This is a genomic window from Nostoc sp., from assembly GCF_036917195.1.
Lineage (GTDB): Bacteria > Cyanobacteriota > Cyanobacteriia > Cyanobacteriales > Nostocaceae > Nostoc.
Genome location: NZ_JBALDG010000012.1, coordinates 119,170 through 134,558, shown reverse-complemented (window position 1 = coordinate 134,558; position 15,389 = coordinate 119,170). Strand labels below are relative to the sequence as shown.

The window sequence follows — 15,389 nt, the reverse complement described above, 5'->3', positions numbered from 1 at the left end:
TTTTGGGAAACCTAGATACTGAGGTCTCAAGGATTAAGCCGCATGGTCAGCATTCCCGGATATCACATTAGCAAAGAACTCTACAATGGTTCTCGAACCTTAGTTTATCGCGCTGAACGAGAAACTGACCAAAAATCTGTGGTGATTAAGCTGATGAAAACTGTTTATCCCAGCTTCAGTGAATTGGTACAGTTTCGTAATCAGTTCACCATCGCCAAAAATTTGAATCTACCTGGAATCATCCAAACCTACAGCTTGGAACCCTATCAGAATGGCTATGCGTTAGTGATGGAAGACTTTGGGGGAATTTCTCTCAACCAGTGGCAAGCCAGAAGAGAGAATGGGGGAATGGGGGGAACATCACAAGCTCTGATTGAGTTTTTACTTTTAGCGATCGCTTTGTGTAATGCATTAAATATTCTAATTCGTAATCGGATCATTCACAAAGATATTAAACCTGCCAATGTTTTAATTAATCCAGAAACTAAGGAAGTTAAGTTAATTGACTTTAGTATTGCATCTCTGTTGCCACGGGAAACTCAAATCTTGATGAGTCCTAATGTGCTAGAAGGGACACTCGGTTATTTGTCTCCAGAGCAAACTGGACGAATGAATCGGGGAATTGACTACCGGACTGATTTTTATTCTCTAGGTGTAACTTTTTACGAATTACTAACAGGGCAATTACCTTTTAAATCGCACGCTCCGATGGAATTGGTACATTGTCATATTGCAAAAAAACCAGAACAATTAAGAGGCAGGGGGGAAGAAGAAATTCCGCAAGTGATTTCAGATATTGTGATGAAATTGATGGCGAAAAATGCCGAAGACCGCTATCAGAGTGCATTCGGACTGAAATATGATTTAGAAAATTGTTTAGCTCAACTCAAGGAAACAGGGAAAATTGCAAGTTTCCCAATTGCCCAACGGGATGTGTGCGATCGCTTCATTATCCCAGAAAAACTCTATGGTCGTGAGCATGAAGTTGAAACTCTGCTAAAAGCTTTTGACCGCGTTACCAACAATCAGACAGAACTAATGTTAATAGCTGGTTTTTCTGGTATTGGTAAAACTGTTTTGGTTAACGAGGTTCACAAACCCATTGTCCGGCAGCGGGGCTACTTCATCAAAGGCAAATTTGACCAATTTAATCGTAATATTCCCTTCTCAGCTTTTGTGCAGGCATTTCGAGACTTCATGGCCCAATTGCTAAATCAAAGTGATGTCCAATTGTCAAGTTGGAAAAATAAAATTTTACAAGTGCTGGGTGATCAGGGGCAAGTTATTCTTGAGGTAATTCCCGAACTAGAACAAATTATTGGTCAACAACTACCTGCAACAGAACTTTCACCAAGTGCAGCACAGAATCGCTTCAATTTACTCTTCCAAAACTTTATTCAGGTATTCACTACAAAAGAACATCCATTAGTAATTTTCCTCGATGATTTGCAGTGGGCTGATTCTGCATCACTCAAATTGATGCAGTTGTTGATGAGTGAGTCAGGAAGTGGATCTTTACTTTTAATTGGAGCTTATCGAGATAATGAAGTCTCTACCGCGCATCCATTGATGTTGACTTTAGCGGATATTCGCAAAGCCAATGCCACAATTCACAGTATTACTTTAGCTCCGTTAACTCAAGCCAGTTTAAATCAATTGGTAGTTGATACCTTGAGTTGTTCAGGCAAAATTGCCCAACCCTTAACGCAACTCGTCTATCAAAAAACTCAGGGTAATCCATTCTTTGCAACGCAATTCCTTAAAGCATTGTATGAAGATAGATTGATTACTTTTAATTTTGAGCAAAGGTATTGGCAATGTGATATTGCTGCTGTAAAGGCACTTGCTCTCACCGATGATGTGGTAAAGTTCGTAGCGCTACAGTTGCAGAAGTTGCCAGCAGAAACGCAAAATGTCTTGAAATTAGCTGCCTGCATTGGTAATCAGTTTGATTTGCTAACCTTAGCAATTGTTTCTGAACAATCTGAAACCGAAACCGCTGCATCTTTATAGAAAGCTTTACAAGAAGGGTTAGTTTTACCTACTAGTGAAGTTTATAAATTCTTTCAAGATAGTGGGTATAATTCTGACTCAAACCCCTTCAATTGCAATTTCCAAGTCCCTATCTACAAATTTTTACACGATCGCGTCCAACAAGCTGCCTATTCATTGATTCCAGATGAAGAGAAACAATTGACTCATCTTCAAATTGGTCAATTACTTTTGCAAAATACCTCTGAGTCTCAGCAAGAGGAGCGAATTTTTGAGATTGTCAGTCAGTTGAATCGTGGAATAGCGCTAATCACCCAGCCGGCTGAACGTCAACAATTAGCTCAGTTAAATTTGAATGCCGGTCGAAAAGCAAAAGAAGCTACCGCTTATGGTGCAGCAATTCATTACTTCAATTATGGAATGCAGTTGCTGCCGATTAATAGTTGGGAAATAGCCTACGAACTGACTCTAAATTTATACGAAGAAGCTGCCGAAGCTGCCTTTCTCAACAATGAATTTGAGCAGATGGAATCTCTTATCCAAGTTGTCATCCAAGAAACAACCACTTTACTGGATAGAGTGAAAGTTTATGAAGTTCAACTCCAAGCTGATCAGGTGCGGCATCAACCATTCAAAGTGATCGCAACTGGGCGTGAACTTCTCGATCAACTTGGGGTAACATTACCTGAATCAGTAACACCTTCAGACATTCAGGAATATGTATTAAACACGCTCTCCACATTGGCAGGCAGAAGTATTGAGAGCTTAGTTGATTTGCCATTGATGGATGATACCAAAGCTTTGGTTGCTTTGCGGATTATGGCTGGCATTGCTCCCGCCATCCACCAGGATTGCTCGTATCTGTTTCCAATTCTTGCCTGCCAAGAAGTTAATTTATCTCTTAAATACGGCAATGCACCACTTTCTGCACCAGGTTATGCAGATTTTGGAATTGTACTTAATGCTTGCAACCAACTGGAGTCAGGATATGAATTTGGTAAGCTAGCTTTAATGCTTGTAGATAGATTTCAAGCAAAATCTGTTCAAAGCATGACTATATTTAAGGTAGCCGCATTAAATCAATATAATAAACAACATGTTCGCACCTCAATAAGTTTATTACAGGAATCCCATAATATTGGATTAGAGACAGGCGATTTTTTTCATGTGCTTACATCGATGATTTTCAAGTTATTCTATGTCTATTTAAGTGGTAGAGAATTTTTGGAAATATTGCTAGCAGATATCAAAGCCTATGAGTATAATTTTGCTAAAAATCAGCGTTTATTAAATTGGTCGAGTATAGTCTGTCAAAGCATTAAAAATCTAACCGAATATAGCAATAATCCAGAGTGCCTTATTGGTGAATATTGTCAAGAAGAACAACTATTATCTGCGCTCCTCAAAGAAAACGACGAATTTACACTCCATATAATTTTTCTAAGTAAGTTAACACTTAGTTATCTATTTGAAAAATTTCATGCGGCAGTTGAAAATGCAAATCAGGGAGAGCAATACCTCAACGGTGTGGTAGGAATGCTATCTGTGCCTGTCTTCTACTACTACGATTCTTTATCTCGGCTTGCTCTCTATCCAACGGCTGAACCGTCTCAACAAAAGCAATTACTCTTGAAGGTAGGCGAAAACCAGGAAAAATTGCAATTTAGAGCCAAATTTGCTCCGATGAATTTTCAGCACAAATTTGATTTGGTGGAAGCAGAACGCCATCGGGTTTTAGGCGAAAAGATGGCAGCGATGGAACTATATGATCACGCCATTTCTATTGCTAAAGAAAACGAATACATCCAAGAAGAAGCCTTGAGCAATGAACTAGCTGCCAAGTTCTACCTCGACTGGGGCAAAGAAAAAATCGCCCAAGTTTATATGCAAGAAGCTTATTACTGTTATGCCCGCTGGGGTGCTAAAGCCAAAACTGAGGACTTAGAAAAACGCTATCCTCAACTTCTTGCTCCCATCTTACAAGGGCAGCATCATCGCTTTCAACTGAGTTCAACCGTCGATGGCTCATCATTCTCAGATCAAACCATCCAAACGAACCTTTCTAGCAGCAGTATTTCTGAAGCCCTCGATTTTGCCACCATTTTTAAAGTCTCACAAGTTCTCTCCAGTGAAATTCAATTAGAGCAATTGCTCACTACTTTATTGCAAGTGGTGATGGAAAATGCTGGAGCGAAAAAAGCTGCCCTACTTGTACTCCAACAGGATAACTTAGTGGTTAAAGCCGTAGCTACCATCAATGAAGGGGTGACTTTGGTATCTGTACCATTGTCAAGCAGCCAAACCATTCCGATCGCATTAATAAACTATGTCAAACACAGCTTAAAAACTGTTGTGCTGAATGATGCAACAGCAAAAAACGATTTTATTACCGATCAATATTTCATGCAGCAACAACCCAAAAGTGTGTTGTGTACGCCGATTTTGCATCAGGGCCAATTAATCGGGTTACTATATCTAGAAAATAAGTTGACGATTGGCGCATTTACGAGCGATCGCTTAGAAGTTATCCAACTGCTATGCGCCCAAGCAGCCATCTCTCTAGAAAATGCTCGTCTTTATCAAGAATCCCAGAATTATGGACAACAGTTAGAGCGATCGCTAGCTCAACTCCATGCCAGCGAAGCCCGCTTCCAGAACCTTGCTGATAATATTCCTGGGGCGATTTACCAACTACGTATAAATGCTGACGGTTCAGCTTCAATGCCCTACGTCAGTTCTGGCTGCTACAACCTTTATGAGGTGACAGCAGAGGAAATAATCACAGGAACGCAAAGTGTTCTTTCTCTGGAACATCCAGATGATGTTACCAGCATTCAACAGGCAATGAGCTACTCTGCTGAAAACATCACACCATTTCGACACGAATGGCGCATTATCACACCTTCCGGAACCGTGAAATGGCTTCAAGGTGTATCCCAACCAGAGCGACAAGCCGATGGCTCGATTGTATGGGATGGCGTAATCATGGATATTAACGATCGCAAACTAGCTGAAGCCGCATTACGACAGTCTGAAGCTAATTTACGCCAAAAATCTCAGGATTTAGAACAAGCACTGCAAAATTTCCAACAAGCCCAATTACAAGTGGTGCAAAATGAAAAAATGGCAACCTTGGGCAATTTAGTTGCAGGTGTGGCACATGAAATTAATAATCCCATTGGATTTCTCCAAGGCAGCCTCAACAATGCCCAAGAGTATACTCAAGACTTACTTGCCCATATCCAATACTATCAACAACATCATCCTACTCCTGCGATCGCAGTCATTGAGCATGGCGAAGAAATTGACCTAGAATTCTTGACTGAAGACTTACCAAAGCTTGTAGGCTCGATGAAGGTGGCAAGCGATCGGATTAAAGACATTAGTACCAGTCTCCGCACCTTCTCCAGAGCCGATACAGCCGAAAAAGTCGCTTGCAACCTCCATGAAGGGATTGAGAGTACCCTGTTGATTTTGAAGTATCGCCTCAAAGCTGACGAAAAACGTCCAGCGATTGAAGTTATCACTGAATACGGACAATTACCACCTGTTAAGTGCTTTTTAGGACAGTTAAATCAAGTATTTATGAACATCCTCGCTAATGCAATTGATGCCTTAGATGCATCCATTGAAGGACTTTCTTTTGCCCAAGCACAAGCCAATCATCAACAAATACTGATTCACACTGAAGTATCGAGTGACCAACGCACGGTAACAATTCGCATCAGAGATAACGGTCAAGGAATGCCAGAGGAGATTAGAGCAAGGATCTTTGATCACCTGTTTACAACTAAAGAGGTTGGCAAAGGAACAGGATTAGGATTAGCGATCGCTCGTCAAATTGTCGAGGAAACCCATAATGGGCGGTTGAGTTGCAATTCTGTGCTTGGCAAAGGAACAGAATTTGTGATTGAGATTCCAGTATCTTAATGGCTAGTACCGCAAGGCGGAAGTCAAAAATCAAAAGGAGCCAGTGCGTTGGGCGGCTCTGCCGACTTGTTCGCGCAGCGTCTCCTTTAGGAGAAGCAACTGGCGTTCAAAAGTCAAAAGTATTATGGAATGGGCTTTTTAGGGATTTTAAATGGTTGCTTTATTTACGCCGTAGCGTACTAGTACTCCGATTTAAAGAAGTAAAGAGCTGTAGCTGTATATTCGCTTATTTTGAGATGGCAAAAAGAATTAATCCCTTCTTGGGACAGGAGTAGGTAAAATGATTTTCCTCTCAATCGATAACGCTTCCAATTTCTCGGTAGTGTGGAGAACAGCAGTAGCACAATTCTACAAAATCTGTATAACTTGATTCTAAATGAGGTATCGTTCAGAGTTAAGATGACACAATTGCATTAAATTGTGGTTAAAGCTACAAAAAATTGTTAAAACAACTAACTAATACCTTATTTCCAGCCTCGGTCTTCCGACTAGACAGTGGTTTAACGTTTATTCATCAACAGATTCCTACTACCCCTGTAGTAGTAGCGGATGTTTGGGTGCGGGCTGGAGCCAGCCTAGAGCCAGAACCGTGGTTCGGGATGGCGCACTTTTTAGAACACATGATTTTTAAAGGTACGGCAACGCTACCCCCTGGAATGTTCGATTACAACGTTGAAAACCGGGGTGGTGTGAGTAATGCGGCGACAAGCTATGATTATGCTCATTACTCACTCACTACAGCTGCCCCTTATTTAAAAGATACTCTGCCCTACTTGGGAGAACTACTGCTGAATGCGGCAATTCCAGAAGATGAATTTAGCCGCGAACGGGACGTGGTGCTAGAGGAAATTCGCTCTTGTCATGACGATTCCGACTGGATAGGATTCCAAACTCTAATTCAAAGCATCTACCCGGATCACCCTTACGGACGTTCGATACTGGGTACTGAGCAAGAACTGATGCAGCAGTCACCAGAAGCAATGCGCTGTTTTCACCGCGCCCACTATCAGCCAGAAAACATGACAGTGGTAATTGCCGGGGGTATAGCCCAGCAACCAGCTTGGGAAATGGTAAATCGTTCATTTGTTGATTTTGCCGAACGCTCTAATTGTCCGCAGTTTGAGAAAGTGGCAAAGCCAGAGATCACAGGAATTCACCGTCAAGAACTGTGTTTACCACGCATAGAGCAAGCGCGATTGTTAATGGCGTGGCTGGTACCCGGAGTAGAGGAAATCCGCACTAGTTATGCTTTAGATTTGTTGTCAGTGTTATTGGCAGAAGGGCGGACTTCGCGTTTAGTGCGCGATTTGCGAGAAGATTTACAATTAGTACAAGGAATTTGCAGTAGTTTTTCTCTACAACGGGAATCAAGTTTATTTACAATTACTGCCTGGTTAGAACCAGAAAATCTGGAGGAAGTTGAGTCTTTAATTTGCGCTCATTTGGATGATTTGCAGACTAGAGGAATTAGTGAACAGGAACTTGCCCGCACACGCAGGCTGCTGTGTAATGAGTATGCGTTTTCTACCGAAACGCCAAATCAGCTTACGGGACTTTATGGATACTACAATACCATCGCCCAAGCTGAATTAGCTGTGACATATCCCCAGCAGATTCAGTCTTTTGATGCCCAAGAATTGCAAAAATTAGCTAAACAATATCTCTCGCCGCAGAATTATGCGGTTACTGTACTTAAACCCTGTTAATTAATATTTATTTATTAGTCATTTGCAAATGAGTAATAAATATTAACTATTGACAAATGACAAAGGACAAAGGACAAATGACAACCTTGCTGCAAAAATCGCCTATCCATCGTACCATATTGAACAATGGCATTGTCGTGCTGGTGGCAGAAAACCCTGCTGCGGACATCATTGCGGCGCGAATCTTTGTGCGGGCCGGTAGTTGTCACGAAAATCGGGAGCAAGCAGGGTTGGCACATTTACTCTCAGCAGTGATGACAAAGGGATGCGATGGTCTTTCTAGTTTGGAAATTGCCGAAATTGTCGAGTCTGTAGGGGCGAGTTTGAGTGCAGATGCCAGCACTGATTATTTTTTGCTATCTTTCAAAACGGTAACATCCGATTTTGGGGAAATTTTAACATTGGCAGGGCGGATTTTGCGATCGCCTACTTTTCCCGAAACTCAAGTAGAACTAGAACGGCGTTTAGCACTCCAGGATATTCGTTCCCAAAAAGAGCAACCGTTCAATGTCGCCTTTGAACAAATGCGGCAGGTAATGTACCAAAATCATCCCTATGCTATGTCAGTGCTGGGAGATGAAACCACCATGAGCCGCTTAACTCGTGCGGATTTAGTGGAGTATCACCAGACTTATTTCCGTCCAGAGAATGTAGTAATTAGTATTGCTGGTAGAGTCACACCCACAGATGCAGTGGCATTGGTAGAAGAAGTCTTCGGTCATTGGCAAGCGCCAGCCCAAGCACTGCCAATACTGAATTTACCTGAGATTAGGGTGGAACCACAGGTAAGGCTGAAGCCAGTACAAACACAACAATCAATCGTGATGCTTGGTTATTTGGGAACATCAGTGAGTTCTGTTGACTACGCCGCACTGAAGTTGCTGTGTACCTACCTGGGAAATGGGCTTTCTAGTCGCTTGTTTGTGGAATTGCGGGAAAAACGCGGTTTAGCTTACGAAGTATCTGCCTTTTACTCCACAAGGCTATTTCCAGCCTCGTTTGTGGTTTACATGGGTACAGCACCGGAAAATACCAGCATTGCCCTAGAGGGACTACGGACAGAAGTAGATTTATTGTCTAGCGATGAAGTATCCGAAAGCGCACTCCAAGCTGCTAAAAATAAGATCCTGGGGCAGTACGCCTTGGGTAAACAAACGAACGGGCAAATTGCTCAAATATACGGCTGGTATGAAATTTTGGGCTTAGGAATTGATTTTGACACAAAGTTCCAAGAATTGATTGCGGCTGTGAGTGCCAAGGATGCGATCACCGCAGCTTGTAAGTATTTAAAATCACCTTACTTGTCTTTAGTTGGTCAAGAAGAAGCAATTAATCGAGCGATCGCATAGGCTTATTCTAATTCCCTGCTTTTTGAGAAGAGTTAGGGAGGAGCAAGTCTGAACCCAAGGATATTGGATGAATGGCACTAATAAGAGTTCTAAGCTATGCAGAATAAGCACTACATTTAAAGCCATTGAACAGTGTCGGGATGGGGCAGGTGATTGTCCTTAAATGCAGTGGTGTGATCGCTACAAACTTCAGCACCCTTTGCGATCGCAGTACTGAATAATGGTCTACGTCCCTTTCTATCAAAGTGGCATCCACTATTGCAGATTTGGGAAGTACAACGACCACCTCACTTGAGTCCTAGAGAACATGACAAGAGGAATAAAATTAGCGATCGCGCTATTGGGTACTGGTTGGAATGGTAGGTTCGTTAACTGCAAACTCTTAATGTAGTTGGCTTTTGGGTGTAGGAGTTCTGCATACTCAAGAATAAGATTTTAAATCAAGAAACGAGCGAGTCAGTACAAGAAAAGCTTCTTCGCTACACTCTTACACCCCCATCACCATGTAACCCAGTCCTAGCAGGGATTTCACATCAATCTTAGTACTATTCGATATTGGATTATGTGCGTAGGCGTAGCCCATCGTTCGCGTAGCGTCTCGCAGAGAAGATATCGTAAATGCAGCTGTTTTTTAGACCAAGCGGCTGTACCATTAGCATGAGAATATTTTGGGAGTAAATTCCATGCAAAGCAGCCTGACAGCAAGTATTTTGAGTTACTTAAAATTACTAGACCCAACTGTAAATCGCTGTAGAATGGAAAAACGGCAAAAGGGTTGGTGGCCAAAGAGGTCTAAATCTTTATCAGCCATTGAAATACTCTTGTTCTTCACTACGGCTCTGCTTATTACCTCAACGGCTGTAGTATCAATAGCCGCACCACAAAAAATTGCCCAAGTAAATCCTGGAGATAGCATCAACCGCCCTACCCTTAAAGTTGGTAGCCAAGGCGAACGTGTGTCTGAACTTCAGGCAGCTCTAAAACTTTTGGGTTTTTATTCTGGTGCAGTAGATGGTATATATAGTCAGAATACCGCCAGTGCTGTTTCCCGGTTTAAACAAGCAGCTGGCTTGAATCCAGATGGTGTTGTTGATGCCAGCACTTGGCAACGACTTTTCCCTAAGGAACCGATAGTAGCATCAACCGTCCCTTCATCCCAGCTAAGATTTAACTCAGCTACAAATTTTCCTGTTCCAACCCAGGCTAGCAACCTCACCAACGTTGCAAATCCTACCCCCAATCCCCCAAAACCAGCTGTAACACAAGTTCCGACTAGCCCTACAAGACCTACTACCCCAAAAAAAGCTGCAACACAAGCTGTGACCAGCCCTGAGCCAAGACCTGCTACCCCAAGAAAAGCTACAACTTCAAGCACGCAGAAAACGCCGAATCGCACGACATCAACTGCTCGAACTCAGTCAAACACAACTACTAACCGAACCCCTGGTATTCAATACACCTCAGAAGGATTGCCAATTTTACGTATAGGATTACGTGGTTCTGAAGTTGTTAAGTTACAACAACAACTGAAAAAGCTTGGTTTCTTGAAAGGCGATGCCGATGGAGACTTTGGCGTGACAACCGAAGTAGCTGTGAAAGCTGCACAAAAGCGCTATGGATTAGAAGCTGACGGTATAGTTGGTGGCTCTACGTGGGAAGTTCTTTTGCGGCGATCGCCCTAACAACGTTAGCCTGAGACTAAAGTTGCCACCCACTAGAGTACAATTTTGCCAGTTCCCTTAATGACTTTGGAACTTGCTAGTGCTACATACCCTCTTTTAGGTACAGAGGTTTCTCTCAGTCGAGAAACCTCTGTAGAAATTTTGCTACTCATATTATTTTTGATGAATTTAATTCGTGGTACATCCTGCAATACGATAAAGATATCTTGATTGAAAGTATCTCTCTATGCGATCGCTGAAAAATTACATTGCTTTTGAACTGATAAGAGAAGTACAGCAACTTTAGGAGCTAGATACAACTATGCTTAATGGTGTTATAGATTACAACTGGCAATAGTCAAATTAATTAAACTTACTGCTAATTCCTCTAAAAAAACTTATGCAACACTTTTTATTAACTTGGCTTGGTACTGCGGTGGCGTTATTGATCACTTCTAAAATCGTTGATGGCTTTATTGTCAATAATTTTGTTGTAGCCCTTGTGGCCGCACTGGTTATCGGGCTAGTTAATGCATTTATCAGACCAATTTTGCGTCTTTTGACATTTCCTATTACCTTACTCACCTTTGGTTTATTTACATTTGTAATCAACGCCTTAACCCTTTGGCTGGCAAGTGGACTAACTCCTGGTTATGGTTTTGAGATTAAGGGCTTTTTACCTGCTTTGTTAGGTTCAATTGTGCTAGCAATTGTTTCTAGCATAATTAACTATTTATTGAGAGTTGTTGACTAGAAAAATTAGTAAATTGTAATACTCATATTTCAAGCTTGGGCAACAGCTAGGGTTACCGCTCCTGGTTGCCCTTGTAGCTGGAAAACTCGTTTAGGAACTAAGAACCTCACCCGCAATTCCTCTATGCTTGCAAAGGAGAAAACAGTCAACGATGTGAGTTGAGTAGCTGCAAGAATAGCAGCTGCCTCTGCTACGCTAGGTGTACCTACTTTGTGGTCGGTAATTGTGGCAGGGTTGGGGACACAGACAGAGCGAAGGATTTCCCCAGAAAAGGTTTTTAGGGGCAAATTGCGTAGGCGACAAATTTGTACTAAACCAACTTCTGAGGCTTTAGTGTCAATAGTAGCAATTCCTGCGATCGCACTTTGAAAAAGTTGATTTTCTTGAAAGACTTGCTCAATTGCCCAATCAATTAATTGCCATGAGGTTCCTCGTTTACAACCGATTCCTACCCAGAAAATCTGTTGCACTTGATCTATTTTCTTATTCAGTTCGTCAGGATTTGACATGCTTGGATTTACTCTAACAGCCAACCAAATAAATCTCCTAGTGTCAGCCTTAACTCACTTGCAAAATCTGGCATAGGGAGTAAAGCTTCTAGTTGATCCAACATAATTGGCTGTTGATTGCGAATGTATACAAATACCGTTTGTTCTTCTTGATCAGTCAGCCAACCCATTTGTGTTTCATAATTCAGACAATGTAAAATATTTTTTGTAACTTTCGTTTGTCTTTGGTCAGGCGATAGAATCTCAATTGTCCAATCAGGAGCTGCTTGGAATACATTGGCAACTTGACCATTGTGATCACGGGGAATTCTTTGCCAAGTAAACACAGAAACATCTGGCACTATTGACCTTCCACCAAAAGTACACCGCAGTTCTGGAAAAGCACGAGCAATTCGCTTGGGCTTCACCGTTAAGTTGATAGTGCTAACCATTTCACCTTGAATTGTACTGTGCTTTCCCTGTGGCATAGGTTTCTCAATAATTTTTCCATCGATGTATTCACTAGCGGGCTTCGTTTCTGGTAACATTAGAAACTCTGCCAAAGTTATGTTTTTTGATGGTGTCCGTACCATTTGCGATCGCCTCCAAGTCCAGCAATTCTAATTAACAAACCGCAAAGTACACAAAGAAAAAATCAGCTTTAGCTTAACTCTTACTCTGCGTACCTTTGCGTTACCTCAGCATACCTTTGCGTTAAAAAAATAAATATATTACATCCTCTCCAATACCTGAATTCCCAACAAAGATAGTCCCAACTTCAGAGTTCTAGCAGTCAAATCACATAAAACCAGGCGAGATGTTCGCTGCGGTTCCTGTGCATCCAACACCTGAACTCCCTGATTGCGGTCATAAAACTGATTAAACTTCTTACTCAGTTCGTACAAATACTCACATAAACGATTAGGTAGCAAGTCTTGCTCTACACTACTAATAACTTCATCCAGTTGAAGTAAATATTTTGCCAGCGCTAATTCTGTTTCATGCTGCAACAGGACAGCATTGTTTCCCAACTCCTCAAAGTTAATATCACCCTTGCGGCTAATCCCCTGAATCCGCGCATAAACATACAGCATATAGGGCGCTGTATTGCCTTTGAGATCCAGCATTTTGTCGTAGCTGAAAATGTAGTTACTGGTGCGATTTTGGCTTAAGTCTGCATACTTAACTGCACTGATCCCAACTACTCTAGCAACTTCATTAATAAATTCTTCAGTTTCTTGGCGTTCTTCTTCTTGTAATCTAGCTTTTAGCTCTGCATGAGAACGAGCGATCGCTTCATCTAATAAATCCCGCAACCGCACAGTATCCCCAGAACGAGTTTTTAATTTTTTACCATCTTCTCCTAACACCAACCCAAAGGGCACATGCACTAATTCCACATCATCGGGAATCCATCCAGCTTTGCGTGCTACCTGGAAAACCTGAGCAAAGTGGTTTCCTTGTCCAGCATCTGTTACATAAATTATCCGCTTTGCTTCATCCTGCTGAATTCGGTAACGGAGGGATGCTAAATCTGTTGTGGCGTAGTTATAACCGCCATCTGATTTCTGCACAATTAAGGGCAAAGGTTCACCTTCTCTATTTGTAAATCCTTCCAAAAAAACGCATTTTGCTCCTTGATTTTCTACCAGTAAGCCAGATTTTTCCAAATCTTCCACAACGCCAGATAGTAAGGAGTTGTAGAAAGATTCACCCCGTTCAATTATCTGGACATCTAGCAAGTCATAAATTATTTGAAACTCCCGCCGCGACTGTTCGCACAGCAGTTTCCAAGCATGGAGTGTATCCTCTGCACCTGCTTGTAATCTTACAACTTCTTGTCGTGCTGTTTCTTGAAAAGCTGCATCGGCATCAAACCGCTGTTTGGCTTTGCGGTAAAAAGAGACTAAATCACCAATATCTAAAGCATTAGCTTTTGTTAGCGCGTCTGGGTGGACTTCCCGGAGATAGGCGATTAACATTCCAAACTGTGTACCCCAATCACCCACATGATTTAACCGCAAGACATCGTGTCCTTGAAATTCTAAAATCCGGGCGATGGAATCACCAATAATTGTGGAACGCAAGTGTCCAACGTGCATTTCTTTGGCAATGTTTGGACTAGAAAAATCCACAATTTCCCGCTTGGGCGTTTTTGCAGTTGGAACTCCCAACCGGGGATCAGTTTGAATCGCATTGAGTTGGGCTTCTAAGTATACCGTTTTCAGTTTTAGATTGATAAATCCTGGCCCAGCGATTTCTGGCGGTTCGCAGATTTCGGATACATCTAGTTTCTCAACGATCGCAGCTGCGATCGCTCTTGGTTGCTTTCCTAATTTTTTACTCAGGGATAAAGCCACATTCGCCTGATAATCACCAAATTTAGGATTGCTAGCAGAAACCAAAATTGGATCTACTCCAGCAAAGTCAGCGCCAAAAGCCGCAACTATTGCCTGCTCAAGCTGAACTTTTAGTTTTTCTTGTGTAGCGTTCATATATAAATTTTATCTGGGAGAGAAGGAATGTAGCTCTGGAAAAGCTTGATTATTAACTTTAGCATTTCATTTTGAGCCACTCGATTCATGAAGCGATTTTGACTATATTGAGTGATTGCTTTAAGAATTGTCAATAAGACACTCTATCTGTAATATAAATTTCACCTTACAGATAAGCGCTAGCATGAAAGTACGCGAAGTTATCAAACGACTAGAAGCTGATGGTTGGTATCTTGCTAGAACTAAAGGTAGTCATCGACAGTTCAAACATCCAGATAAATCCAGTACTGTAACAGTGTCTGGTAAGCCAAATGTGGATGTGCCAATTGGTACTCTTAAAAATATCTGGAGACAAGCTCAATTGAAGGAAGAGTAATGCGTTATACAGTTGTGATTGAAAAGGGAGAAACTAGCTATGGTGCTTATGTCCCTGATTTACCAGGTTGTGTAGCTGTAGGTGAAACTTTAGAAGAAGTTAAGCAGATGATTACAGAAGCGATTGAATTTCATCTAGAAGGAATGCTAGAAGATGGTTTACCTATTCCTAAACCTACAAGCATCGCTCATGAGGTTGAAGTTGCAAACTACATCAAAACATAATTATACAAAATCACTAAATTAGCCCTAAACAATCCTTCTAGAATATTTAAGTCTATATGATGATGTGATCGCACCGCACTTTCCCCTTACAATTTAACACCGGATACACAGCAGCTATTTGGTGTTGATGCTGGTGCTACAGATTTTAAATAACAAACAGCACTAGCACCTTGTAATCCTGGTCGAACATAAGTGTAAGCACTACACCTATTATCATTAGCGTTTTTATTGCGGCCGACCCATTAACAATGTAAGCCGACGCATTAACACCGCGGTCGATGTATTAACAATGTAAGCCGATGCATTAACAATGCGGCCGATGTATTAACAATGTAAGCCGACGCATTAACAACGCGGTCGATGTATTAACAATGTAAGCCGACGCATTGGCATTGCAGGGTATTGCATTTCATT

The 15,389-nt window shown here is 41.7% G+C and carries 9 protein-coding genes and 1 pseudogene; 7 read left to right on the top strand and 3 right to left on the bottom strand.

All coding sequences use genetic code 11. The features are described from left to right. Window positions 1–42: 42 nt before the first annotated feature. The 5 genes and pseudogenes from V7K40_RS03825 to V7K40_RS03805 all read left to right on the top strand — a co-directional run bounded on the left by V7K40_RS03825 (window position 43) and on the right by V7K40_RS03805 (window position 11,392). Window positions 43–5,922: pseudogene (locus tag V7K40_RS03825) on the top strand (AAA family ATPase). A 440-nt stretch (window positions 5,923–6,362) separates the two neighbouring features. Next, a complete protein-coding gene (locus V7K40_RS03820) occupies window positions 6,363–7,628 on the top strand; it encodes a pitrilysin family protein (RefSeq protein WP_334956864.1) in 1,266 nt (421 codons plus the stop codon). A 77-nt stretch (window positions 7,629–7,705) separates the two neighbouring features. Further along, a complete protein-coding gene (locus V7K40_RS03815) occupies window positions 7,706–8,977 on the top strand; it encodes a pitrilysin family protein (protein WP_334957020.1) in 1,272 nt (423 codons plus the stop codon). Window positions 8,978–9,660: 683 nt separating this feature from the next. Next, a complete protein-coding gene (locus V7K40_RS03810) occupies window positions 9,661–10,659 on the top strand; it encodes a peptidoglycan-binding protein (protein WP_334956862.1) in 999 nt (332 codons plus the stop codon). A 379-nt stretch (window positions 10,660–11,038) separates the two neighbouring features. After that, window positions 11,039–11,392 carry a phage holin family protein gene (locus V7K40_RS03805; RefSeq protein ID WP_334956859.1) on the top strand — a complete coding sequence of 118 codons (354 nt, stop codon included), beginning with the start codon at window positions 11,039–11,041 and terminating at the stop codon, window positions 11,390–11,392. A 29-nt stretch (window positions 11,393–11,421) separates the two neighbouring features. On the opposite strand, the gene V7K40_RS03800 is transcribed toward V7K40_RS03805, so the two are convergent. The 3 genes from V7K40_RS03800 to argS form a co-directional block, all read right to left on the bottom strand. Beyond that, on the bottom strand, window positions 11,422–11,901 hold the full coding sequence (locus V7K40_RS03800; RefSeq protein WP_334956857.1) for a cobalamin biosynthesis protein: 480 nt from the start codon (window positions 11,899–11,901) through the stop codon (window positions 11,422–11,424). An 8-nt stretch (window positions 11,902–11,909) separates the two neighbouring features. Beyond that, the gene (locus V7K40_RS03795; RefSeq protein WP_334956855.1) at window positions 11,910–12,473 is read right to left on the bottom strand and encodes a Uma2 family endonuclease; all 564 of its coding nucleotides are present in this window, start codon (window positions 12,471–12,473) and stop codon (window positions 11,910–11,912) included. A 138-nt stretch (window positions 12,474–12,611) separates the two neighbouring features. Further along, window positions 12,612–14,375 carry an arginine--tRNA ligase gene (gene argS / locus V7K40_RS03790; RefSeq protein ID WP_334956854.1) on the bottom strand — a complete coding sequence of 588 codons (1,764 nt, stop codon included), beginning with the start codon at window positions 14,373–14,375 and terminating at the stop codon, window positions 12,612–12,614. A 184-nt stretch (window positions 14,376–14,559) separates the two neighbouring features. Here argS and V7K40_RS03785 point away from each other — a divergent pair, with 184 nt between their 5' ends. Both V7K40_RS03785 and V7K40_RS03780 read left to right on the top strand, forming a co-directional pair. Further along, window positions 14,560–14,751, top strand: coding sequence for a type II toxin-antitoxin system HicA family toxin (locus V7K40_RS03785; RefSeq protein ID WP_334956852.1), 192 nt, complete (start codon window positions 14,560–14,562; stop codon window positions 14,749–14,751). Next, the gene (locus tag V7K40_RS03780) at window positions 14,751–14,975 is read left to right on the top strand and encodes a type II toxin-antitoxin system HicB family antitoxin (RefSeq protein ID WP_334956850.1); all 225 of its coding nucleotides are present in this window, start codon (window positions 14,751–14,753) and stop codon (window positions 14,973–14,975) included. The genes V7K40_RS03785 and V7K40_RS03780 overlap by 1 nt, the downstream gene beginning before the upstream one ends. Window positions 14,976–15,389 lie beyond the last annotated feature (414 nt).

Coding starts and splice junctions, on each gene's coding strand:
- V7K40_RS03815 (WP_334957020.1), top strand. CDS start 7,706: ATGACAACCTTGCTGCAAAAATCGCCTATCCATCGTACCATATTGAAC.
- V7K40_RS03810 (WP_334956862.1), top strand. CDS start 9,661: ATGCAAAGCAGCCTGACAGCAAGTATTTTGAGTTACTTAAAATTACTA.
- V7K40_RS03805 (WP_334956859.1), top strand. CDS start 11,039: ATGCAACACTTTTTATTAACTTGGCTTGGTACTGCGGTGGCGTTATTG.
- V7K40_RS03800 (WP_334956857.1), bottom strand. CDS start 11,901: ATGTCAAATCCTGACGAACTGAATAAGAAAATAGATCAAGTGCAACAG.
- V7K40_RS03795 (WP_334956855.1), bottom strand. CDS start 12,473: ATGGTACGGACACCATCAAAAAACATAACTTTGGCAGAGTTTCTAATG.
- argS (WP_334956854.1), bottom strand. CDS start 14,375: ATGAACGCTACACAAGAAAAACTAAAAGTTCAGCTTGAGCAGGCAATA.
- V7K40_RS03785 (WP_334956852.1), top strand. CDS start 14,560: ATGAAAGTACGCGAAGTTATCAAACGACTAGAAGCTGATGGTTGGTAT.
- V7K40_RS03780 (WP_334956850.1), top strand. CDS start 14,751: ATGCGTTATACAGTTGTGATTGAAAAGGGAGAAACTAGCTATGGTGCT.